Raw genomic sequence first — 25,487 nt, 5'->3', positions numbered from 1 at the left:
ATGTAGTTATCGGAAACCAAGGAGATGATGATTTGCACTTCGGAGATATAACCATCGAGGAGTTTTCAGAAAACTGGCAGGTTCTAGATTCCGAGGGTAATGCTAAGGATCTAAAAGAGATGACAGTAGATGGAAAAATAGACTTAGCCTTAATTAAAGGCTCCGGTACTATTGTTGGTCCCGATGGAAGTGAAATTGCAGTTAAATCTTTAGAAACATTAAGCTTTGAAGAAGAAATTACACCTCCCCCTACCCCAAGCTCTGTTGACGGTTTAGTCCACGACGGAAAAATTACCGTTACGCTTGGAGGCGAAGCTTTTAAGGGTAATCCCGAATATGCAATTTTAGTGGATGGTAAAGAAGTGAGCAGGGGTGAGGTAACCTGGTCCCACGATACAACTGGGACAGCTGATCGTTATGCTGACATCGAAGGTACGGGAAGAGAGGGCAATACTCATGGAGGCGTCGGTGATATCGACAACGACCAAGTGACTTGGAAAAATGTTTCCCTAGATTATGACTTTTCTAACGGAATGCCTCAAACGGTTGAAGTTAAGTTTCTTAACGATGCTTGGGGTGGCTCGGCACATGATGACGACGACCGCAATTTAATTGTTGATAACATTTCAGTGGACGGACTAAAGATCGAATCCGAGGGAGAATTTACGACTTATGGTAATCGTGAAGGTATGGAGCGCATGTCATGGCAAGGCGGAATGGAGTATAATGTTAACCAAGCATATGCCAATCAAGTGGATGAGCATAATGCAAAAGCTTTGGAAGTTCCCTCCTCCACAGACAAAGAATCTAACATGGAACGGGTAACGATCGGAGAACCGACAGAAATTTTCAGTTCTTCATTCGAAGACAAATTACAGGGAGGAATTCAAGGGAACCCGTCTTATTTCATGGCTGAAGTTGACGGTTGGCAATCAAGCTCGGAATCAATAGAGATTTGGTCCGACGAAATGAACCGAGACCTTGGGTCTCTTCCCGACGGAAAAACATCCGCTGCTGCAGGTGACCAGTTCATCGAATTAAATGATGTAAAATCGAATGCGTTTAAGGATGCAGCTGGAATCTATCGTGAAGTTGCGACGGAAGCAGGTAAGGTCTATGAAGTCACTTTCGACTATTCAGGGAGACCTGGCTACGATGCGTCCGTAAACACTTTTGAAGTCAAGGTCGGAGACACCCAATTAGGTACATATAACCAAGATATGTCCCAGGCAAAAGAGCACGATTGGCAGAAGGTTACCGTTGAATTTGTTGGAACTGGAGAACCAATGAAAATTCAGTTCCAAGAGAATTCCGACAGTGACCATAATTATGGAAGAGGTATTTCATTAGATAATATAATACTGGTAGATACCGGTGTAGAGGAGCGATTAAAGACCGAGGTTAATAGTAACGAGAGTACTGATTCGAAACACTCTCAAACCGATGATATTACTCAAGGGGGTAAAGGAAGCGATGTCCTCAAGGGCGGGCAAGGCGATGATATCCTCAAAGGTGGTAAAGGGAACGATGTCCTCAAGGGCGGACAAGGCGATGATATCCTCAAAGGTGGTAAAGGAAGCGATGTCCTCAAGGGCGGACAAGGCGATGATATCCTCAAAGGTGGTAAAGGAAGCGATGTCCTCAGAGGCGGACAAGGCGATGATATTCTCAAAGGTGGTAAAGGAAGCGATGTCCTCAAGGGCGGACAAGGCGATGATATTCTTCAAGGTGGTAAAGGGAGCGATGTCCTCAAGGGGGGAGATGGCGACGACACCCTTATCGGAGACAGTGCGACTGAAACAAAAGAACCTACTGGAGTTCCGATTGGTGAAAACCTAATTGTAAATGGTAGTTTCGAAAATCATGGTGACCTAAATCGAGGTAGCTGGGGTACATTTGATAAAATAGAGGGTTGGCAAAGTGCAGAAGGTAGCATCGAAATCCAAGAAGGTAAACACGGTGGCACCCCTGGCGCTGCAGAAGGCGATTCGGTTTTAGAACTGGATGCACACAATGGACGAGACACTAACGCATCTGTTTTTCAGGATATAAGAACAGGAACAGATGGAACTTTTAAACTGTCTTTCTCTTTCTCCGCCCGTGAAATTGGCAATGCTGCCAATACTTCGGCTTCGAACACGACAGAAGTTTACTGGGGTGGAGAAAAAATCGCAACCCTTTCAGCCGACCAAAAGGGTTGGAATACACATGAATTCGACTTGTCGGTTAATCCCGAAAGTAATGACACCACTCGATTAGAATTTCGGGGCACCGGAACTGATGATGGGGTCGGAGGATTGATCGATAATGTTTCCGTCATGCGTATTCTTTGAATTCCGTAAAGTAACTTTCATTCCTCCGGCTAGTATTGTGTAATCTAAGATTTATTACATCAGAAGTAATCTAAATTTGAATACTATCTGCCTTCCCAGGATCGGAATGCCGCTAAATTGTTCCTATAAAGCATTAATCCTTAACCTTATACATAAGGATTGAGGAATTGCCTTTCTCATGGCAAAATAAAATATCTTTCATGGCTCCACTTTATCGATCAGATTCATTAGACAGCTTAGTAACAAGTGACGACTTGGACCAAGCATCATTACTTATTAGATTTAGGTCTTTGCTATTTTTATTTGTATTTATTGTACTTATTCTGATCGCAATTGCCTGCGCCCTTCTTATCGAAGTCCCCATCAAAGTAAATGGCCCGGCAGTTATTTGGTCGGATGAGGGTGTAATGCAAGTCACAGCTGAGCATTCCGGAACAGTTACATCGATCAAAGCAAAAGTCGGAGACCGCATTGAATATAACCAAACTATTGCGATCTTGGATCAGAGATTGGTACGCGACAAGTTGGAATCAACTCAAGAAAAATGGGCGGCACTTAAAACGAATATATACAAGCTCGAAATCCTACAAAGGAAAGACAAAAGAGAAAGAGATTTCATTCAGGGAAAAATCTCCACAATCCGAAAGGAATCTGAAGAATTGAACAACAATCGCATGAATCGATTGCAAATTAGAAAAACAGAACTAAAGAAATTGCATGCGGATGGATTAATCCTTTTCGACCAATATAATCTGCTGTTTGACCAGATAGAAAATACCGAAGAAAGTCTAATCCAAGAAAAGCGGATGGATTTAACAGAACAAAAAGAAGAACAGCGCAAAGAAACTTCTGATGATCGCGAACTTTTACAAAAGAGACTAGAAGCAGATCAACTTTACAGTGAAGTTACACTTTTAAAAAAACAAATCGATAACCAAGGCGAACTTAGAGCACAAGTTTCGGGCCGCGTAGTTGAAATCACCTCGTCTGTTGGTGATTTTTTGTCCCCTGGTGCACCAGTAATTTTAGTACAACCTGACTCAAGCGAGGACAAAATGACTTTTGTTGTTTTCATTTCAAGCGAACAGGTAAAACCGGTTAAAAAAAATATGGAAACTGAGTTACAGCTATCTGCTTTTCCGCCCACTAAATACGGTAAATTGATGGCAAAGGTAAAAGATATTTCCCCCATGCCCCTCTCCTCTTCTGCATTGATGAAAGAATTAAGAAATGATCAACTAGTTCAAAGGATATCGGAAGTAGGCAGTCCTTTCATGGTAAAAGTAGACATCATTCGGAATGAAAAAACGGGAGAACTCAAGTGGAGCTCTGCCTCAGATACCAAACGAGAATTACAGGTCGGCATGGTCGGACAAGGGAGTATCATCACACGATGGGAAAAGTTAATTTGGCTGCTCTTGCCGCAAACCGAGTGACATGCTTTCCTTTTTTTTTAAACCGTTCAAAAAGTTTCGTACCCCCACCCTTCTTCAAGTTGAGCACACTGAATGCGGTGTCGTTGCCCTTGCGATGGTTTTTGGCTACTTTAAAAAATGGTTTTCAATTGAGTATCTGAGGGATGCATGCGGAGTATCAAGGGACGGGAGTAACGCCTTGAACCTTTTGAAATTCGCGAGAGAGGTAGGCTTTGATTCCCATGGCTACAGCTTGGAATTGGAAGAATTAAAGCAAATGACATCCTTCCCCATGATCATTCATTGGAAATTTAATCATTTCATTGTGATAGAGAAAATAAGGGGTAAGAAGTTTTGGGTCAATGACCCGGCAACCGGGCGTCAGGTTTTACACGAAAGAGAAGTCGATGAATCATTTACTGGTGTGGCACTTACTTTTCAACCCAATGACTCCTTCACGCCATCTGGACCTCCTCCCAGTTGGACAAAATCTCTTTTAAGCTATGCCTCTGAAATAAAAGGCGGCTTATTGATATCGATGGCATTGGGTCTCGCCTTAGTTGTACCCGGGGCACTAATGCCAATCTTATCCATTGTTTTTATTGATTATGTGCTGGTCCAAGGCTTCAGCGATTGGCTCCCCATTTTAATTGGAAGTATAGCAGTGTTAGCCATCCTCCAATTTTTACTTAATTTTCTTCAGCAAACCATAACACTCGTTTTCCAAACTAGGTTATCCATTGCACTAAACAGTCGCTTGCTGAAAAAAGCGATGGGATTACCCCTTTCTTTCTTCTCTCAACGATCCGCTAGTGAAATCGCAGGCAGGTCTCAACTTGTAGATAATTTAGCGGGCCTAATTACTGGTCCACTTGGTAAGTCGTTTATTGGTCTTATGACTGCTTCTGTCTACTGCTTAATCATGTTCTTTTTCGAAGTAAATCTGACTTTTATTGTCTTGGGAATTGCTTTACTGAACTTACTTTATTTCTCGTGGCAGGTTAGGCGAGTAAGGGAACTCAACCAAGCAGTTACTCGGGAGGCAAGTCTTAACACTGGTGAACAGTTGCAAGCACTCCAGTTAATCCCAGAAGTGAAAATCAGTGGTTTGGAGGATAACCTGTTAAAAAAACTGATCGGTAGAAAAATTAAATGGCTAAACGAGAGTAGCCGATTGACTATAAAAAGAACAATCATTGAGTCACTCCCCACTTTTCTTAATTCAGGTTCGTATGCAGTCATATTGTTTTTTGGTGGTCACAAAGTGTTAGAGGGGCAAATGAGCTTTGGGGTACTTGTTGCTTTCCAAGGCTTGATGATGCAATTCCTTACCCCTATCCAACAAATGCTTTCTCATTTTGCTGACATTCAGGAAACGCAGGGAAACATTGATAGAATTGACGATATTTTTTCACAAACAGATGTTTCAGATAAAAGCGATACTGATGTAGTGAAAGAAAAACAGGCCCAAATCTCTTTTCCTGTACTGGAACTTAAAAATGTTACTTTTGGTTATCAAAAGCTTAAACCTCCTTTACTACAAGATTTCAATCTCAAGGTTGGCCCAGGGAAGTGGGTCGCTTTTGTGGGTGCTTCGGGTTCAGGGAAATCAACAATCGCAAGATTGCTTTCGCGACTCTACAAACCGTGGTCAGGAAGCATTGAAATTGGCGGAATAGACATCGATAAAATTGATCCTAAAGACTTCTCCAAAATAATTGCTTTTGTGGATCAGAAAATTGTTTTATTTAATGCGTCTATTTCAGAAAATTTGTCAATGTGGAACAATTCTCTTACTTTTGAGCAACTAACCAAAGCAGCGAAAACAGCTTGCATTCACGATTGGATAGTCAACCGACCTACTGGCTATGAGCACAAAATATCAGAAGATGGTTCGAATTTGAGTGGTGGCGAAAAAGCAAGGATCGAGATTGCAAGGGCGCTCGCGATGGAACCGTCATTGGTGGTTCTCGATGAGGCAACTGCCGGCTTAGACCCTGAAACTGAAAATATATTACTTCAATCTATCAGGCAAAACTGTGCGGGTGGGATCATAATTAGTCACAAAATAGAGCCTATTAAACTTTGTGATGAAATTATCGTTTTTGAAGAAGGGCAAATCGTACAGAGGGGTAGCCACCAGGAACTCGTCTCAATTAACAATGGCCTATACCGCAAGCTATTTAGCCTGGAGTCTACATGACCCACGAAGAAACAAGGGCGGAACTGATTAAGAATTTCAAGAATCACCTCTTAGAAAGCCAGACTCATACCCTTGAAAATGAAAAAAAATATGTGGAATTATCTGCAGAAAGAGAAGGAGCTTATGTATGTTGGAGCATGCAAGGGGAATGGTATTTGGAGGGGGAACTTTACGATCAAAATAATATTTACAGGCAACGAAAAATAATCTTAAACTTGTTACCTGGAGAGTTCTTAATTATACCCACCGAACTTCCAAAATCGTTACGACTATTTGCACGCTCCGACCAAGATGCAAAGTGTTACCGTGCTCCCCTCGGTAAGATGATTGAAGATATTAAAAACCCAAATTTGTTAAAACTGGTAGGGAATAAAATAACCCAGTCAATTATTGAAATAACTGAATTTGAAAAAAAACTGCTCAAAACGACGCTTAAAAAACCACAAGACATAAAAGCAGGAGTCGATTTCAAGCTAAATCCGAATCGAATGGCCGTCAATGAAGGCCAGCCATGTTGGGTAAGAAGCGATAATCTGCACTTGTTGCCGAAACCAAAACGACCCGCTTCTGATTTACCAGAAATTTGGCTCGTTCATTCAAATGCTGCAATTTTAAATGCAACTGATCAGGTTCAACAATTAAAAAGCTTTACGAATGAGATCGTGTACAGGCAACCAAGTGTTAGCCAGCACATAAGTGAACAGATTACTTTTCAGTGGGAAGAGCTGGTATCAAGGTGGGAAGGCCATTTCCAAAAACTACAACAGTTGGATGTTCAACACAGCCTAAGAAATGACATATATTCTCAATCAATTAGAGGCCGATTACTAAACCTGCTAACTGGTAAAAAATCTTATTTACCCATCACTCCGAATCAAACTTTGCGGGCTGCGTTTCACTTAATAAATATACAGGGGTGGATTCCAAGCATACCCAAAAAAACAGAGACAGATGACCCATTGGAACTCTTAAATAGAGTGGCTGGTAGTTCAGGTTTAATCATGAGGAAATCCGTCCTGAAGAGAGACTGGAGGAAGAAGGACTCTGGTACATTCTTAAGTTTTGGAAAAAATGAAAAGCCTTTCGTTCTATTCTTTAAGAATGGGCAGTACTATAAGTGGGATCCCGACAATGAAGAAGTCTCTCCAGTTGGAAAAAACGGGATCAATGAATTTGATCAAGTTGCGATCTATTTTTACAAACAACTGCCCAATCAGCCACTCACACTCGCAGATTTAATTTTGTTCGAAGTACAATCCGTTCGATTTGAGATTTCAATGGTACTTCTTTTGGCCACTATCATGGGTTTGCTTGTGGCACTACTACCAATGCTCTCGGCTTTTGTGGTAAATGTGCTACTACCAAGTGGGCTTACCAAACTATTGGCATTGGTTTGTGGAGGACTGGTGTTACTTGGACTTTTCCAAACAATATTCACTTGGTTCGACACGATGGTTATGACGAGAATTAATTATCGTATGACATTAGCATCCAACGCAGCACTATGGCATCGTGTACTCAATTTCCCATCTGGAGTGCTTGCGCAATTTGCAGCAGGAGATATTGGGATGAGAATGAACAGTCTTTTGGGGATGCAGGACTTCTTCAGAACTATTGCCCAGCGCCTCGTGACCATGTCTTTTCAAATCGTAAGTAGCTTGGGAGTAATTTTTTGGGTAAGCTTTCAACTTGGAATTGGAGTTTCAGCCTTTGGAATAATTGCATTTGCTGCAGCCATTGCTTTTACATATTGGCAAATTCGGGCTTTTATGGCGGGAGAAAAATCGCTTGGAATTGTTAATAGTTTTGTATTGGAGCTTTATTCGGGAATCCACAAAATAAAGGCAGCAGGTGCGGAAGCAGAGTGCCTTGAACAATGGGCAGAAAGATATAGCCGACTCAGGCAGAAACTTATCGCAAGTCAAAAGGTTCGCATTCTGCACAACACATTCCAGACATCATGGGTAACCCTAACCACCGCATTGGTATACTGGATGATCGTGAGACTGTCAGAAGTAGATTTAGAACCTGCAATGTTCATCGCCTTCCTTGGCGCGTTTGCTGTTTTCAGTACTAATCTTAGTGGTCTGTGCTCCATTGTTATTCAATCTGGAATACAAATCCCAATGTATAAATTTATCAAGCCGTTGATTGAAAATACACCTGAGTGCAATGCGGACCTAATGGCACCGGAAAAAATCAGTGGTAATCTTAAGGCAGATGCAATTAGTTATCATTACCCGAATCAAAATGATCCAGCCATACGGCAAATAAGTCTTTTCATTAAAAAAGGTTCTTTTGTAGTAATTTCTGGAACTTCTGGCTCGGGAAAAAGCACTTTAGGTAAATTGCTTTGTGGATTAGGTCGACCAGATCAAGGGCATGTATTCCTAGACGACTATGAACTTCACGCACTTGATCCCAAAGTACTAAAAAACAATATTGCGGTCGTTCCTCAAGATTTCAGGTTAATCGGGGGTACATTATTCGAAAACATCAAGGGAGCCTGCAATGCGACCCCTGATGAAATTATAGCTGCTGCTAAGGCTGCCTGTATTTGGAAAGATATTTCGGAACTTCCCATGAAACTTCACACACTTACCAGCTCACAGTTTAGTGCATTTTCGGGAGGTCAGATTCAAAGAATTGCAATCGCTCGGGCATTAGTCAGAAAGCCACAGATCCTAATAATGGACGAAGCAACAAGTGCATTAGATAATCAGTTACAAGAACAGATAATATCAAATATCAAGTCTTTAAATTGTACCCTTATCTTTATTGCTCATCGATTAAGAATCGCAAAAGAAGCTGATCAAATTATCATTTTAGATTCAGGTCAGTGTGTTGAACAAGGAAATCACAAGGAACTTTTAACTCAAGGTCGGTACTACAAGAAAATGTGGGATTCCCTGTCATGAAAATTTTCTATTGTATTGTCTCTTTGATTTTTACTTTTAGTAAACACAGTCTGAATGCCCAGGATATTCAACAATCCCCTAGCTCTACTGCTGACTATGTTGAGATGAAAAAAAGATTACATGAGGTGGACGTACAATTGAAAGAGCTTCTTAATAAAATAGATTCGCATCAGGGGAAGAAAAGGAATGATTCCACGAAGGTTAAAGGTAAAGAAGGAAATAAAAACCATACCCACAATAAAGTTTCAGAAATAAGAACAAGTGACCCCTTGAACCAAGTCAAACGCGACTTCCAAAAAGTCGAAGCAAAGGTGAGTAAATTTATTACGAAAATGGAATCCTCCAACACTCAAAACTCAAGTGCTCATTCTCCTCTTCAAAGCTTAACCGCTCCACAATTAGACTCAGAAAATGAGTTTCCACTTGAAAGCGAAATTTTTATTCCCAATGGAGATGGTTGGAATTTACTTATTTTAAGAGAACTCGCATTACAATACTCTCCTGATGTTCTTTTGAAAAAAGCTGAATTGCGAATGGATAAAAAAGATATTCCAATAATTAAGTTTGGAAATATGCCTACCGTAAAAGCAAGGATTTCCTTTGACGACTACGAAAAGATTTCACAATTCGAAACTTTTTCAGAACCTGAACCTTACAGCACCTTTTCCTATGGTGTCGAAGGGAGGTGGATTTTATACAATGGACATAAAGTAAAAAAACAAATTGATATCGCGAAAAATGAGATCAGTAGATCGGAATGGTTAGTTCACATTGAGGAACAACGTGTCTTAAAAAACTTAACGAATCTTTATTTCCAAGCCCTGTCTGCTCAAACTCAAGTCCTCTACCTTCCCAAAATAGAAGCCATATCTGAAGAAAAACTCTCTGTCTATAACAAAAAGCTCCAGTCTGGAATAGTGGATCGTATGCTCTTGAACGACAGTGTGAGAGAATTAGAGAGCATACGAGCCCAACTTCTCAACAGCATTCATTCACTTGAAATGGCAAAAGCTGAATTGGGTTTCCTGTTAAATGTAAATCAATCTTTTTGGAGCAGATTTGAAAAATTTGTAATCCCTGAAGATATTGAACTAAAACATCAATTCAAACCTGCAACTTCTTCTTCTGCTAATCTTGGACAAACCGGAGTGGATATAGCCAAAAGCAAATACGAAGAAATCAAAACGGGAAATTCACCACTTGTGGAATTGATTGGAAGTGCCGGACATCGAAGTAGAAATAAATTAGCGTTTAACAATCAGGGGCAAGAATTAACCCTGGGATTAAGTGTAACTCTTCCAATCAGCGACCTCTACCTTACTAGAAAAAAACTAGATCATGCACGGGCAGAAATTAATAAATCTGAACTTGAAAAAGTTCGTTTGATTAGTAGGCAACGTAATGAATTTAGTTCCGAACAGCTTAGATTAAAACAAACAGAGAGAAATTTAGCTTTCCAAAAAGAGATGCTTATTCTCCAGAAAGAAAAACTGGCCGATATTATCTCTGGATCTAAAAGAGGTATATATGACAAATCGAATATTCTCATGGAGGAAGAAAAACTTCAAAAAAGGGAAATGTATGTGGAACTCACTCGCATCAATTATATTAAACAAAAATACCAACTGGATTTAATTAACTAGAAAGTTTTCAGGAGACAAAAATAATGAGAAAAGTATTACATATATTAGGTGATTTTAACGATGAGGATATCGAGTGGATTATTGACATTGGTTTCAAAAAAACGATCCACCCACAAGAATTCCTTATTCAAGCAAACCATAAGTTAAATGAAATTTATTTTGTTTTAGCTGGGAAAGTTGATATCGAACTTCCCGATGGAAGTTTATTTGGAAAAATTAAAAGTGGGGAAATTCTTGGGGAAATGTCCTTTATCGAAGATGAACGTCCCATTGTGAATGCCAAGGTGATTGAGAAAACCGATGTAATTTCGATAACCCACGAATCAATTATTGACCGGTTCGAAGTTGCTCCCGATTTTGAGGGCAGATTTTACAAAGCAATGAGCCTATACTTATCCTCCAGGTTAAGAAGTGTGGCATCCAAAACTTCCTACAAAAATTCGGTGACTAAGTTTGGCAAAGAATTTGAGCAGGATATGAATAATGCAACACTTGAAAGAATTCAAATTGCCGGTGAAAGATTCAATCGATTACTTCACCATTTTCAATAAAACCTGGTTCGATCTCCTCTAACTGATTGATCCGTATACTATTTAAGAAGTCCAAGGTTCAGTTCAGCTGATTGACTCCAATTATTGTACTTTTCAATTTCTATTGCTGTGCGAATCGCACTAAGTTCAATATCGTGGGTAGGGATCATTTCCTTGAGCTTCTGCTTGGCTTTTTCATTTTTGCTTAGCTGTGGAAAGCATTCCTGAATGACTTCGAGGACGATATTAACACAGACAGACGCACCCGGAGATGCTCCCAAGAGTGCTGATATGCTTTTATCCTCCGTTGTTACCACTTCGGTTCCAAAGTGAACGATTCCGGCATCCCCATCTTCTTTCTTAATTGCCTGCACACGAATACCAGCATCTATCAGTTTCCAATCTTTCACCTGGGCATCCGGATAAAAATTTCGCAGTTCATTCATCCGCGTTTTCATGCTTTGTAGGCCCTGTTGAATGAGGTAACTGACAAGGGGAATATTACTGATCCCCACCTTGATTAAAGTAAGGATGTTATGAAGCTTTATCGAACCGGGAAGATCTAAAAAGCTACCTCCACGATGAAGAAACTTGGTGGTCCATGCGGCATAGGGACCAAAGAGAAGAGTTTTCTTTCCCTCCAACCACCGACTGTCCAAATGGGGAACGGCCATCGTGGGTGCCGCACCAGGAGATAATCCGTAGACCTTGGCTTCGTGTTTTTTGACGATTTCCGGATCGTCACAGATCAACCATTGTCCACCTATCGGAAATGCACCATACCCATTAATTTCGGGCACCCCGGCTTTTTGCAGGAGCGGAAGGGATCCTCCACCGGCTCCAATAAAGACAAACTTTGCCAGTCTTTGTCGGGTTGTTCCTGCCTTTAAATCTTGAACAGTGAGTTCCCATCCATCTGCTGAGCGATTTAAATCAGTGATCCGATTAGAGGAATGAAAAGAACAGCCCTCCTGCTCACCCAGCCAGTGAATTAATTTACGGGAAAGTTCCCCGAAATTTACATCGGTTCCGGCTTTCATTCTGGTTGCGGCAACCGGCATACCCTCTCGACCTTCCATTAAAAGAGGGGCCCATTCACGAATTTTTTCGCGATCTTCGGAATATTCCATCTCCGAGAAAAAAGGGTGAGCCACCATTCCGTCAAAGCGGGACTTAAGAAAATCAACCTGTTTCTGTCCATAAACAAAGCTAATGTGAGGAACGGAGTTTATGAAATCGGCGGGATTATCGATCATGCCCGTGCGCACGGCGTAGGCCCAGAATTGTTTGGTCTGTTCGAAGTGTTCGAATATTTCCACCGCTTTGGACACCTCGACCTCTCCATCCGTTCCACGATCCGGGGTATAACTTAATTCGCATATCCCCGCATGTCCCGTTCCGGCATTATTCCAGCCATTGGAACTTTCCTGTGAAAGCTGGTCCGTTACTTCATAAAGTTCAATCTTAAGATTGGGATCAAGGCATTTCAGCAAAGCACCCAAGTTAGCTGACATGACTCCGCTCCCAATCAGGGCAACATCTATTGTTTCGAATTCTGAATCAGGACGCATAATCGAAATCAATTAGGATTGTGTCCCAAACATCCGATCTCCGGCATCACCGAGTCCGGGAACAATATATCCGTGTTCATTCAGTTTTTCATCAAGGGATGCGGTAAAAATTGGTACATCGGGATGGGCTTCTTTCATCCGGGCCACTCCTTCGGGAGCAGCAAGCAGACAAAGTAAACGGATTTCACTAGCTCCTTCTTTTTTTAATCGATCAATCGCAGCAACAGATGAATTACCGGTTGCAAGCATTGGGTCCACTGCAATGACAAGCCGGTTTTCCAATTCAGCCGGAACCTTACAATAGTACTCGACCGGCTCAAGTGTTTCCTCATCCCGATACATTCCCACAAAACCAACACGGGCCGCGGGAATGACTTCAAGAATACCATCAAGCAGGCCATTCCCCGCCCGAAGGATTGAAATAAGGGCGAGTTTCTTTCCAGCCAAAATAGGCGAACGGGTCCGGCAAACCGGAGTGTCAATTGTAACCTCAACCAGGGGAAGGTCATCAGTGACTCCATAAGCAAGCAGCATCGAGGTCTCCCACAATAACTGACGAAAGGTCGAACTGGGAGTCTCCTTTTTGCGCATCAGGGTGAGTTTATGCTGAACCAATGGATGGTTTAAAACGGTAAGATGTGAGGTCATTGGAATAAAATTTGTTTTATTGAACAAGTTCTCCCACTACAGGAATGGGACTTAATTTGGATTGGTCGATAGTAAAAGCAGATAGCAAATTTTTCGAGACCGAATGTGCAGATTCTTCATCCTTAGCATGAATCCGGCAGAGGAGATCTCCCGATTGAACGGCTTGGCCAAGCCCGGAAATTTGGTCCAAACCAACAGAAAGATCAAGAATTTCATCCTGTTGCTTCCGTCCGCCCCCCAGTTCAATCACCACCTGTCCAACCGCACGCAAATCAATTTCGGAGATAAATCCATTCTCTTTTGCAACCAAGTCATAAAGGAAGGGGGCTTCAGGTAAATGGCGGGAATAATTTTCAACGAGATCATTGGGTCCGCCCAAAGCGAAAACCATCCGAGCGAACCGTTCGGTTGCCTGTCCGCTGCCAATAACCTGATCTATTTTAGTTTCTCCCTCACTCGAATTTTCAACTAATCCGCCCAGACAGAGTAATTCTCCACCCAGGGAAAGCGTAACTTCCCGCAATCTTGGATCCTGATTTACACCATTGAGGAACTCAAGTGCATTACGACATTCAAGTGCATTTCCAGCTGCACGGGCAAGTGGTTGTTCCATATCAGTCAACCGGGCCGATGTTTTACAGCCCGCTCCATTCGCTCCGTCCACCAAAGAACGGGCCAACCGCTTGGCTTCACCCGGATCACTTATAAATGCACCGTTCCCAACCTTGACATCAAGAATGAGCCCCTCCAAACCAGCGGCTAGTTTCTTCGAAAGAATGGATGCGGTGATTAAATCAATACTTTCCACGGTGGAGGTGACATCGCGAATCGCATATAACCTCTTATCGGCCGGAGCAATCCCCTGCCCCGCCCCGACTATTGCACAGCCCACATCCGCAACAATTTTTTGAAACTCATCTTCGGGAAGTAAAGTACGATACCCCGGAATGGACTCCAATTTATCCAGCGTTCCACCTGTATGTCCTAGTCCACGCCCGGAAATCATTGGAATATAAGCCCCGCAAGCAGCGAGTGCTGGAGCAAGGATAAGGGAGACATTATCCCCAATTCCTCCGGTTGAGTGTTTATCCAAAACCGGACCGGGTAAGTCCCACTGTTGGACATTCCCCGAATCCCTCATCGCCAGAGTCAGGCCTACGCGTTCCTCCTCACTTAATCCATGGACACAGACGGCCATCGCAAAAGCACCAGCCTGGGCATCGGAAACCGTACCGGAAACTAATCCTCGAGCAAATTCACTCAACTCGTCGGTCGATAGAACCATCCCGTCCCGAACCTTCGATAAAATCAGCGGTATATTCATTCCCCCGGCAAGTGGGAATTTGAAAAGGCATGGGGTAAAAGTTCACCAATAGTGATTCGTTTTGTTTCCCCCTTCAAGTCGGCAAGAACCACCTGTACATCTGGGCTGGAAAACTCGGCAATTTTTTGCCGGCACCCGCCACAAGGGGCAATGGGAACTGGACTCTCCGCGACCACACAAACCTCCTCAATTTTATTTTCTCCTGCGGCAATCATCGCGGCAATCGCCCCCGCTTCCGCACAGGTTCCCTCCGGATAAGCTGAATTTTCCACATTGCAACCTACAAAAACCTTCCCATTGGCAGATCGAACAGCAGCACCCACCTTAAACTTGGAATAAGGAGCATGTGCGTTCTCTCGAACTGCAAGGGCATCTTGAAAAAGTGACATATAAAATTTTGTTCAGAGTATATTTTGAAACGAAGCTTCGATTCTGGCAAGCGAATGCGAAAAACAAGAAACTTGCCACAGGACCAAGGAATTACAATGATTCTATATTCACCCTGTATTCAATATTGTGTCTCATTCTAATACCAACTCAATCTCACCAAGCTATTCCCTGAAAAGAAACCCGGGTATGGACCTTGACCTCGACTGGGCTCTCTCTGTGCAGGCAAACACCTCGGCCATTGAGCGCCGGTGCAAAACCCTGCCGGGCAGGCGTTCAATTAAAAAAGCTCACCAGGCAGCCTGGCTCCTCAAGGCAATCACCTGTATTGATTTAACCACCCTATCCGGAGATGACACCGAGCAACGGGTACGAAGGTTGTGCCAGAAAGCCAAACATCCGGTTCGAAAAGATATTTTAGAAGCTCTCGAGATCAAACCGGGCACCATCCGTACCGGTGCAATCTGCGTGTACCATGAAATGGTTCTCGCCGCTGTCTCCGCTCTCGAAAGGACTGACATTCCAGTGGCAGCAGTATCCACGGGATTCCCCGCCGGCCTCTCCCCGTATGTCTTGCGGTTGGCGGAGATTGGAGAGTCTGTTCAAGCAGGAGCAAAAGAAATTGATATTGTGATTTCCAGGCGCCATGTACTGACTCAAAATTGGCAGGCGCTATATGATGAAATGAAAGCTTTCAGGGAAGCCTGTGGCGATGCCCATGTGAAGGCAATTTTAGCCACAGGGGAACTGGGAACTCTGCGCAATGTGGCCCGGGCCTCCATGATCTGTATGATGGCGGGGGCAGACTTTATTAAAACTTCAACCGGAAAGGAAAGTGTGAATGCGACCCTACCCATTAGCCTAACCATGATCCGGCAAATCCGGGATTATTACGAGAGAACCGGGTACCATGTCGGTTACAAACCGGCGGGGGGGATATCCAAGGCGAAGGACTCCCTCACTTATCTTTCTCTGATCAAGGAGGAACTCGGAGATCGATGGCTCCAGCCCGATCTTTTCCGCTTCGGTGCCTCCAGTCTGCTTGGGGATATCGAACGACAACTAGAACACTTTGTAACCGGGCACTACTCGGCCAATCATCGACACGCAATGGGATAAGGAATGAAAGTTAAGGAAATTTTGGAAACAATGGATTATGGAGTGGCACCGGAAAGTGCCGAACAGGCGAAGGCATGGATTGCTACCCATTCCGGCAAAATGGGCCTCTATATTAATGGTTCAATTGAATGCCCGGACGGACGGGACTCTTTGGAAAGCAGGAACCCAGCGAACGGAGAACTCCTCGCCCGTGTCTGCCAGTCAGAAGGAAAAGATATCGACCGGGCAGTGGAAGCCGCCCGTAATGCACAACCCGCATGGGAAGGAATAGGCGGTCCAGCCCGGGCAAAATATCTCTACGCCCTCGCCCGCCTTGTCCAAAAACATTCACGACTCCTTGCCGTACTGGAAAGCCTGGATAACGGAAAACCAATCCGGGAAAGTCGGGATATCGATATCCCCCTGGTCGCCCGTCATTTTTATTATCATGCCGGGGCCGCTCAGTTAATGGAAAAGGAAATGCCCGGCCAAAAAGCACTGGGCGTGGCCGGACAGGTTATTCCATGGAATTTCCCCCTACTCATGCTAGCCTGGAAAATTGCTCCTGCCATTGCCATGGGCAACACGGTGGTTCTAAAACCGGCGGAATACACCTCCCTCTCCGCACTTCTCTTTGCAGAAATTTGTATCGAAGCAGGACTACCCGCTGGTGTGGTCAATCTCGTCACTGGGGATGGACGGGTTGGCGAAATGCTGGTGACTCACGAAGGAATTGATAAAGTTGCTTTTACCGGGTCGACCGAAGTCGGACGTAAAATCCGTCAGGCAATTGCCGGACAGGGCAAGGAACTCACACTTGAACTCGGAGGTAAATCCCCCTACATCGTATTCGACGATGCCGATCTTGACAGTGCGGTGGAAGGATTAGTCGATGCAATCTGGTTTAATCAGGGACAGGTATGCTGTGCCGGATCTCGTCTGTTTGTACAGGAAGGAATTGCGGAAATATTTCATAAAAAACTCAGGGCACGGATGGATAAATTGCGCATCGGCGATCCATTGGACAAGTCCATTGATGTGGGAGCCATCATCGATCCAAGCCAGCTCGAATCCATCACCCGTATTGTAGAGGAAGGCTTAAAAGAAGGTGGTGAACGACATATCTGCCCAGCCGAATTACCGGAAAAAGGTTGTTTCTATCCACCCACACTTATCACTGAAGTGGACCCTGCATGCCAACTCATGCAGGAGGAAATTTTTGGCCCCGTTTTAGTCGGCACCACCTTCCGCACACCCTCGGAAGCAGTGGCTCTGGCCAATAACACCCGCTATGGCCTGGCCGCATCCATCTGGACCGAAAATATTAATCTCGCTCTCGACATTGCCCCCAAAGTGATCTGTGGAGTGGCATGGATTAATTCAACCAATCAATTTGACGCAGCCGCCGGATTTGGAGGTCGCCGAGAAAGCGGATTTGGCCGCGAAGGCGGCCAGGAAGGATTGTATGCCTATACGCGTTCGAAAAATGCCCCAACCATCGAACTGGCCCAGGTCCAGGCGCTCAAAGGAAAAACAGAGCCTGCAGGAACAGATATTGACCGCACCGCCAAGCTCTTCATTGGGGGCAAACAAACCCGACCTGACAGTGGATATTCCAGCCCCGTCTTTTCAACCGAAGGAAAACTAATCGCACAAGTCGGACAAGGTAGCCGTAAGGATATCCGCAATGCAGTGGAATCAGCAGCTGGTGCAAAAGGCTGGGGTAAAGCCACAGCCCATCTCCGTGCTCAAATTCTTTATTATTTGGGTGAAAACCTATCCGCACGAAAAAACGAGTTTTCCGATCGTATCGCGAAAATGACCGGTTGCAAAGAAGACACGGCCGAACTGGAAGTGAACAGTTCGATCGATCGTTTATTTACCTATGCGGCATGGGCGGATAAATATGACGGGGCTGCCCACGGCGTTCCTATCCGCGGAGTCGCTCTGGCCATGAACGAACCGGTGGGAGTGATTGGAATGATCTGTCCGGACGAGTCCCCCCTACTTGGATTAATCTCACTTCTCGCCCCTGCACTTGCTATGGGTAACACCTGTGTGGTGGTTCCTTCTGAACCGTTCCCCCTATCCGCCACCGATCTCTATCAGGTATTTGAAACTTCAGATTTACCGGCAGGCGTGGTTAATCTGGTCACCGCAAAACATGCTGAAGTCGCCGAAACCCTCGCCGGGCATATGGAAATCGATGCCCAATGGTATTTTGGATCGGGTGGACTCTCCCCCTTGATTGAAAAAGCCTCCGCGGGTAACCTCAAGCGGACCTGGGTAAATCAGGGAAAATCAATCGACTGGAATGATTCCCAGCAGGCCGAAGGAAAAATGTTTCTCCGCCATGCAACCGAAGTGAAAAATATTTGGATTCCCTATGGCGAATAAATTCTTACGAATTTTAAATTTCTTCTAAGAAAATGAATCCTCGTTCGTCCTAATGCGAACGATCCAATGATTCCACCCGAATTCTTTCCTTCCTCACATTAAAACTCATATGAAAAATAAGCTGTTTCTCTTCTTTCTTTTCTCCCTCCTTCCCACATTTTCTTCCCTACAGGGTAATGTAATTGGTTATGTTGAGGATTTTGCCCTCGCTCCCGATCGTGAGGCGGTTCTCAAGGACCTGGTTCCCGGAACCCGCGAGTACTACTATTACCATGCCCTGCATGCTCAGAATGAAGGACAACATGGAGAAGTCGAAAAACTAATCGGACTCTGGGTAAAACGCTATGGAGAAACCTCAAGGGTTCGTGAAATCCGGAACCGGGCAGCCTTGCTCGAATACGAAAAAAACCCCGAGAAATCGATGGATTACCTGAAGAAAAAATTGGGGCTTCGCTTTAACCATAGCCGGGTAATCGAAGGCAGAAAACCTGCTCACCCCACAAAACTCGACCCTAAAAAGGTTTCCTATGATTCTTATTATCAGGAGGCAATCAGGGTATATAAAAACCTTCAGGGTTTTGAACAGCGGGGTTTGCGTAACCTCAAAGCAAATAAACTCAACGGTATTCAATTACGCGACTTTTTGGGACGAATCGTTTATCCAGACATACCCGGTCTACCAGAGTTGATTCAAAAAGATTTAAAGGAAAAACAGAGTCGAGGATTTGGATCTTTGAGCATCCATCGGAACTTAACCAAGAAACAACTGGATGAACTGCTTGAACTGGACCCAAAACTTCTCAACTCCAACAATTTTGTTCAGACCTACCTTTCCCGGCTAAGCCCATCCGCTGATTTAAACCCCGAGGAGGAACCAGAAGAGAAATCCGCCTGGTTTAACCGCCAGCTCCTCTTCGTAAGAACACTCTCCCCAGCTTTTAATTCCCTCAAGGCAAATGTTCTCTACAACATATTAAAACACAAAAGATCCCTCGGCAACTGGGACCGTGAACTCCTTCTGGAATATCTGGCCTTACCCCGTCCGGTTTCCTATCTACGCAGGGAATGGACCCAGGCAGAAATGAAAAAACCGAGTGCCAGGGCGGTCAATTTCAACGAGGATTTTAGAAGCTTTGGATGCTACGCTCCCATCCGACAGGAGACCCCCCTGGTCCGTTCGATGCTTCTTCATTTTTTCGACTCAGATGAAAACTTTGATGCCTTTTCAAAATACTTAACCGATGAATTCCTCAAACCGATTTTTGCAGAGGCCAAGCTGACCGCAGGAAAGGGAGATGCCGAGAAATGGTACTCCATGCTCTCCACTAGTCAGCTCAAGAATTTAAGAGAAAGAATCGATTTATCTTTCGCTCATCAGAACAAGCAAAGCTTTGCTCCAAACGATAAGGTAAACCTCAAGCTTTGGACCAAAAATGTTGATAAGTTAATGATCAAGGAATTCGAGATCAATGCCTTCAATTACTACATAAAAAACAGACAGGAGGTAAGCACAGCGATTGAATTGGACGGTCTTACCGCTACCCGCGAGCGGGTAGTCGAGAGCGATCTTCCACCCATTCGCAGAAATTTACGGTCCATCTCTTTTCCTAATCTAAAAAAGAGAGGCGTATATGTCGTCGAATTCATCGGGAATGGAATTTCAAGCCGTGCCCTGATCCGGAAAGGAACCCTTCGTCTACTTGAAAAAATTGGCCCAGCCGGTCATGAATTCCGGATACTTGATGAGAAGAACCAAATCTGCGACGAGGCCACGCTTTGGTTCAATGATAAGGAATATTCACACAAGGACGGAGTCATCCTGATTCCTTTCAGCAACAATCCAGGCTCACGAACCGTTATTTTACGAGACGGAAATTTTGCAAGCCTTGCCCTCTTTAACCACTTGGGAGAAAACTACAAGCTTCAGGTCGGGTTTCATATGGATCGCGAATCCCTCAGAAGCGGAGAAAACACCACCCTCTTGGTTCGTCCTACCCTGCGCCTGAATGGATATCCCACTTCCTTAAAATTATTGGAAGAAATCCAGCTTGTGATCACCTCCTATGATCATGATAACCAACCAACCCGTATGGAAGTACCCATCGAAAACCTCGATCCGCGGGAGGAATTTGCTCATGAATTTAGGGTTCCGGAAAGGACTCACCGAGTAGAGGCATTTGTGGAGGCCAAGGTTGAGAGTCTAAGTGGCTCAAAAAAGGTAAACCTCAGGGACAATTTTTCAATCTCCATCAATGGCATAGATCAGAGCACCCAGACTGCAAGCCCCCTTCTTCATCGTTCATCGAATGGATTTGTTCTCGAAATCCGGGGCAAAAATGGAGAACCCTTTGTCGATTATTCTGTCCCCTTCAGTTTTAAACATGTGGATTTCCGACGGACCCGAAATCATACCCTTAAGACAGATGAGATGGGTCGTATCCAGCTTGGATTCCTTCCCAATATTGAATGGTTACAGGTAAGTACCCCGAATACCCAAAAATGGGAACTTGAAAAACATTCGGTTGGGCGCTCGCATCTACCAACCCTCATCCATGCCGTACTGGGCGATTCCGTCACCTTACCGTTTCCACGTTTGGGTAACCGGTTTCCAATCAATGAATTTTCCCTTTTTGAATTAAGAACCAATTCTTTTTTCGTGGATCATTCAGACAAAATAAGCACCCTTCCCGGACTGATCGAAATCTCCAACCTGCCCGCTGGAAACTTTATGCTTAACCACCACCCGACCGGTCGTACTGTGACCATTCGGATAACCGATGGAGAGAACCGATCCGGCTTTGCAGTATCACGCCACCATATTCTGGAGAGAAATTATGGCCCACCCCTGTCCATATCTTCCATCGAAGCAAAGGATGGTAAATTGCACATTCGTTTGGCCAATGCTCATTCAAGTGCCCGCTTACATGTTTTCGGTACTGCATATACTCCCATTTTTGACGCTCATTCCTTACTCCAATTAAATCCCATTCCCACGCCCTCTTCCATGGCTTTGGCGATCCCACGAACTCTCTATGTCGAGGAAAGAGATATCGGGGAAGAATATCGCTATGTACTGGAAAGACAGGGAGCCGAAAAATTTCCCGGCAATCTGCTCCCCCGCCCGGGACTTATTCTTAATCCTTGGTCCGTTCGTTCAACAGATACCCAGAAAAAAGAAGCCCAAGCAGGAGCCGACTACGCGGACCGAAAAGATCAAGCAGATTTGTTGGCAAGGGCAGTAGAGCAGATAGCAGCCAAAATTAGCGGGCTCAATGATAAGACCAACTTGGACTTCCTCGAACATGGTACCCTGCTCTTAAAAAACCTCCGTCCAAATAAGGATGGTGTGGTCATTATCGACATCCCAAGGGACAAGGGATATCGAATGCTGAGGTTTCTTGCCCTCGACCCGATTCAACAGGTCAGCCTCGATCTACCTCTTCCGGATGCGGGAACCATTCCCAGGGAAAGACGGATGGTCACTGACTTGGATTTCAAGACAGCCCATGCCAAGCAGAAACAAGTCTCGATCCTGGTAGCTGAAAAAGATTTCAAAGTCGAAGATTTCACTACTTCCCGATTCCGCTCCATCGATTCCCTCCGTGACGCCTATGATCTTCTTTTGACTATCAATGGAAGTTCAACCGTTCGGGAATTTGGTTTCCTGATGGACTGGCCCGAACTGGAAGAGAATGAAAAGATCGAGAAATACCGAACCTATGCCTGTCACGAACTTCACTTTTTCATCTATCGGAAAGACCGAAAATTCTTTGACAAAATTATCCGTCCTTATCTGGAAAGCAAAAAGGAACCCACTTTCCTCGATGACTGGTTTTTGCAACGCGATCTCTCCGTTTATCTCGACCCTTTTCGTTTTGATCAACTCAATGCCTTTGAAAAAGCATTACTCTCGACCACCCGATTCGCATCGGCCAAGGAAATGAGCAGGCATCTTTCCGAAAAATCCGACTTGATTAAACCCGACCTCGATCTATTCGACCGTCTTTTCGAAATCGCACTGAACAGTGGGTCACTTGATCAGGAGACTGATGAATTGGCTAGCCTTGCCAAATCGGCTCGGGATCTTTCATCGCTCAAAAGAAAGTCTATGGCACTTGCACCTGTACCTACTGCTGCTCCAATGCCCATGCCCAATTCAGGAATAAGGTTCGGTAAGAGTAGTTCTGGTTTCCTCTCGGCAAACAAAGAAAAGATGACAGCCAAAGGATTTTTGAATAATTCTCTAAGCCGAGGTGTAAATGCTAATGCAGAAATCAGTTTTGATTCAACTGTGGCTCTTAATGACTCCATTAGATCGGCGCCGATGGAAAAACTCTCTGAAGAATCATCCGACTTATATTTCAAAGCCCAAAAAGAAAGTATGTTGAAAACCAAGAAAAGTGAGAAAAAAAATAAAAACTGGTTTTCCTACAGTGCAGGATATTCAGATGCTGTTGGTGGTGGTGCGGCGAATGACCCTTTTGCAGCAAGACTTGGGCTTCGCAAGCAAGCCCGTGCCTTCTACCGAAAAATGGGAAAGGTCATGGAATGGGCAGAGAGTAACTACTATCGGATAACCATTCAAAACCAGAATGCCAATCTGATACCCATCCATTCATTCTGGAGTGATTATGCCAAACATTTATCAAGCGATGGAAAGAAACCTTTCCTTTCCGGTAATTTCATCTACGCGACCCGCAATGCCAATGAAATGCTCCTCGCCCTCAGTGTGCTCGATTTACCCTTTGATCCCAAAAAGACCGAAACTGAAATTGAAGAGCGCTCCGTAACCATTCAGCCAAAACAAAACCTGCTTCTTTTTCATGAGCAACTCTTGCCCTCAGAACAAAGCAAGAAAAGTGAGGTTCTAATGAGCCAAAGGTTTTACCGTCTCGATTCCCGCTACCGCTACGAAAAAGGAGAGAGACTGGACAATTTTGTGGATGAAGAATTCCTTCCCGGTATTCCCTACGGTTCCATCGTGGTCCTTACCAACCCCACCTCCTCCAGGAAAAAACTCCGCCTTCTCCTCCATCTCCCCAATGGCTCGATGCCCCTGAGTAAGACCCGCACCGTGCGTAGCGTTCCGGTCACCCTGGAGGCGTACTCCACCCGCACCTTTGAAAGCTCGTTCTACTTTCCACAGGTTGGAAAGTTTGGACTCTATCCGGCCCGTGCTTCATCGGAGGGAAAATCAGTCGCCTCGGCTCCACTCGTAACTTTTCAGGTGGTCAAAGAATTAAGCAAGAAAGATAAGACATCTTGGGCATGGATTTCACAAAATGGAACGGATAAGGATGTGCTCAATTACCTCAACGCCAATAACCTAAACCGCACCGATCTTAATCAGATTGCCTTTCGTCTGCGCAAGGAAAACGAGGGCGGATCCGGCAAGTCTTTCTACGACCGGTTGCTCAAACAATTGGATACTCGTTTTCATTACCACAATACCATCTGGTCCTATGCCTTCTATCATGAGGATGTAAATCGTTTCAGCGAATTTTTGACCAAATCATCCTTTGCCAATCAGAGCGGACTCTGGATCGAAAGTCCCCTTCTCAATCTCGATCCGGTGGATAGAAAATGGTACGAGCAACTGGAATATGCTCCGCTTGTACATGCACGGGCACATCGACTGGGTAAGGAAAGAAGAATATTGAATGACCGTCTGCGTGGGCAATACCTCAGGCTTTTGGATGTATGTAAATACAAGCCTGCCTTAACCCAGCAGGATCATTTAATTCTCACTTACTACCTGCTCGCTCAGGATCGTATTGAGGAAGGACTCGCCCACTTTGATAAGATCGATCGGAAGGAAGTCCGGGAAAAACTACAATATGATTATTTTGCAGTGAACGCCGCCTTTTACCGTTTGGAAATTGATAAGGCCGAAAAAATTGCCAAGACCTACGAGAACTTTTCCATCGACCGCTGGCAAAAATTATTCGGGGAAGCAATGGCTCATCTTAAAGAGGCCAAAGCTGTGCTTGACCCGCAGGTGGTGGACGATCAGGAACGCGATCAACAAATGGATCAACTCGCTGACTCTGAACCCAGCTTCTCCTTTGAATTGGTGGACGACCAGATTCGTTTGGAGCACAAAAATATCGAAAGCGCCCAGATACGGTTTTATCCAATGGAAGTGGAACTTCTTTTCTCGCGCCAACCCTTTGCCAAGAATGACGCGGATCATTTCACCCTAGTTTCCCCTGATGGTGAAGAGGGCATAGAAATTGGCAAGGATGATAAACAAACCACCTACCGCCTTCCTGAAAAATACCGTAGACAAAATGTAATGATCGAAATCGAGGCCGGGGGAAAACGGAAATCGGAAGCCTACTATGCAAACCGTTTAAGCACGGAGGTTACGGAAGAATACGGACGCATTCGAGTGCTTGATAAAATCACTGGCAACCCCTTGCCCAAAGTCTATGTCAAAACCTACGCCCGTATGAATAATGGACAGGTCCGCTTTTACAAAGACGGCTACACCGACCTACGTGGAAAGTTTGAATACGCATCCCTCAACACGGATGATCTCGATCAGGTCCAGCGCTTCGCCCTCCTCGTGATCGATCCCGATGCCGGAGCCCAGATCGAGGAAGCTCCCCCGCCCTCTCGATAAATCACCTTGTCATTGCGAGGAGGGAACGCAAGCGACCGGCGCGGCAATCCATCGTGTCTCGGGGAACGCGGACGACTTGTCTCTTCGCTCACTGGCTCACAGTGGATCGCCACGGGCTACGCCCTCGCGATGACAACACACTCTTTGTCATTGCGAGGAGGAAGCGGGAGCAGACGACGCGGCAATCCATCGTGTCTCGGGGAAGGCGATCGGGTGATGCGTTTCGGTTAGTGGATCGCCACGGGCTTTCAGCCCTCGCGATGACAAGAGTGAAGACGCCCTCGCGATGACAAGGTTAGTGAATAATTTTTAAATTAGGATGCGAAATTACGCCGGGACTCCGCGTGCCTGGCATGGCCCTTTTGGGCTGCCGCCCACTTGGTCCAAGCCCGTCC

14 protein-coding genes are annotated in these 25,487 nt (G+C 44.8%); 10 read left to right on the top strand and 4 right to left on the bottom strand.

All coding sequences use genetic code 11. The annotated features are described in order from the left end of the window. From ACKPQ5_RS08875 to ACKPQ5_RS08850, 6 genes are all read left to right on the top strand, one after another. Positions 1–2,333: carbohydrate-binding domain-containing protein (locus ACKPQ5_RS08875; protein WP_407678751.1), on the top strand; the 2,333-nt coding region annotated here is incomplete at its 5' end. 200 nt (positions 2,334–2,533) lie between these two features. After that, the gene (locus tag ACKPQ5_RS08870) at positions 2,534–3,769 is read left to right on the top strand and encodes an NHLP bacteriocin system secretion protein (protein WP_407678750.1); all 1,236 of its coding nucleotides are present in this window, start codon (positions 2,534–2,536) and stop codon (positions 3,767–3,769) included. Position 3,770: 1 nt separating this feature from the next. Beyond that, complete coding sequence (locus ACKPQ5_RS08865; protein ID WP_407678749.1) at positions 3,771–5,951, top strand: cysteine peptidase family C39 domain-containing protein; 2,181 nt, start codon at positions 3,771–3,773, stop codon at positions 5,949–5,951. Beyond that, the gene (locus tag ACKPQ5_RS08860) at positions 5,948–8,869 is read left to right on the top strand and encodes an ATP-binding cassette domain-containing protein (RefSeq protein ID WP_407678748.1); all 2,922 of its coding nucleotides are present in this window, start codon (positions 5,948–5,950) and stop codon (positions 8,867–8,869) included. Before ACKPQ5_RS08865 ends, ACKPQ5_RS08860 begins: the two co-directional genes overlap by 4 nt. Next, complete coding sequence (locus tag ACKPQ5_RS08855) at positions 8,866–10,512, top strand: TolC family protein (RefSeq protein WP_407678747.1); 1,647 nt, start codon at positions 8,866–8,868, stop codon at positions 10,510–10,512. Before ACKPQ5_RS08860 ends, ACKPQ5_RS08855 begins: the two co-directional genes overlap by 4 nt. Positions 10,513–10,535: 23 nt before the next feature. Beyond that, positions 10,536–11,063 (top strand): cyclic nucleotide-binding domain-containing protein, encoded by a 528-nt coding sequence (locus ACKPQ5_RS08850; protein ID WP_407678746.1) that lies wholly within the window; start codon positions 10,536–10,538, stop codon positions 11,061–11,063. Between the two features lie 38 nt (positions 11,064–11,101). Here the strand turns inward: ACKPQ5_RS08850 and mqo are convergent, their stop codons facing one another. Genes mqo through cdd form a run of 4 tightly spaced genes read right to left on the bottom strand, consistent with a single transcriptional unit; the run spans position 11,102 to position 14,974 of the window. After that, positions 11,102–12,613, bottom strand: coding sequence for a malate dehydrogenase (quinone) (gene mqo, locus ACKPQ5_RS08845; RefSeq protein WP_407678745.1), 1,512 nt, complete (start codon positions 12,611–12,613; stop codon positions 11,102–11,104). 12 nt (positions 12,614–12,625) lie between these two features. Next, positions 12,626–13,261, bottom strand: a complete 636-nt coding sequence (upp, locus tag ACKPQ5_RS08840; RefSeq protein ID WP_407678744.1) for a uracil phosphoribosyltransferase — start codon at positions 13,259–13,261, stop codon at positions 12,626–12,628. Between the two features lie 16 nt (positions 13,262–13,277). Next, positions 13,278–14,585 carry a thymidine phosphorylase gene (deoA, locus tag ACKPQ5_RS08835; protein WP_407678743.1) on the bottom strand — a complete coding sequence of 436 codons (1,308 nt, stop codon included), beginning with the start codon at positions 14,583–14,585 and terminating at the stop codon, positions 13,278–13,280. Continuing rightward, complete coding sequence (gene cdd, locus ACKPQ5_RS08830) at positions 14,582–14,974, bottom strand: cytidine deaminase (RefSeq protein ID WP_407678742.1); 393 nt, start codon at positions 14,972–14,974, stop codon at positions 14,582–14,584. Before cdd ends, deoA begins: the two co-directional genes overlap by 4 nt. Positions 14,975–15,101: 127 nt before the next feature. Between cdd and deoC the strand changes: the two genes are divergently transcribed. The 4 genes from deoC to ACKPQ5_RS08810 all read left to right on the top strand — a co-directional run bounded on the left by deoC (position 15,102) and on the right by ACKPQ5_RS08810 (position 25,323). Continuing rightward, positions 15,102–16,091 carry a deoxyribose-phosphate aldolase gene (gene deoC / locus ACKPQ5_RS08825; RefSeq protein ID WP_407678741.1) on the top strand — a complete coding sequence of 330 codons (990 nt, stop codon included), beginning with the start codon at positions 15,102–15,104 and terminating at the stop codon, positions 16,089–16,091. Positions 16,092–16,094: 3 nt separating this feature from the next. After that, positions 16,095–18,467, top strand: a complete 2,373-nt coding sequence (locus ACKPQ5_RS08820) for an aldehyde dehydrogenase family protein (protein WP_407678740.1) — start codon at positions 16,095–16,097, stop codon at positions 18,465–18,467. A 109-nt stretch (positions 18,468–18,576) separates the two neighbouring features. Continuing rightward, positions 18,577–25,092 carry a hypothetical protein gene (locus ACKPQ5_RS08815; protein ID WP_407678739.1) on the top strand — a complete coding sequence of 2,172 codons (6,516 nt, stop codon included), beginning with the start codon at positions 18,577–18,579 and terminating at the stop codon, positions 25,090–25,092. Between the two features lie 6 nt (positions 25,093–25,098). Further along, entirely contained in the window at positions 25,099–25,323 is a 225-nt protein-coding gene (locus ACKPQ5_RS08810; RefSeq protein WP_407678738.1) for a hypothetical protein, read from the top strand. The last annotated feature ends 164 nt before the right edge of the window (positions 25,324–25,487 follow it).

Origin of the sequence: Candidatus Seribacter sulfatis (genome assembly GCF_964187635.1) — a bacterium.
Taxonomy (GTDB): Bacteria; Verrucomicrobiota; Verrucomicrobiia; order Opitutales; family Seribacteraceae; genus Seribacter; species Seribacter sulfatis.
Note: the sequence above shows the minus strand (reverse complement) of the source record. Positions and strands in the feature narration are given on the sequence as shown.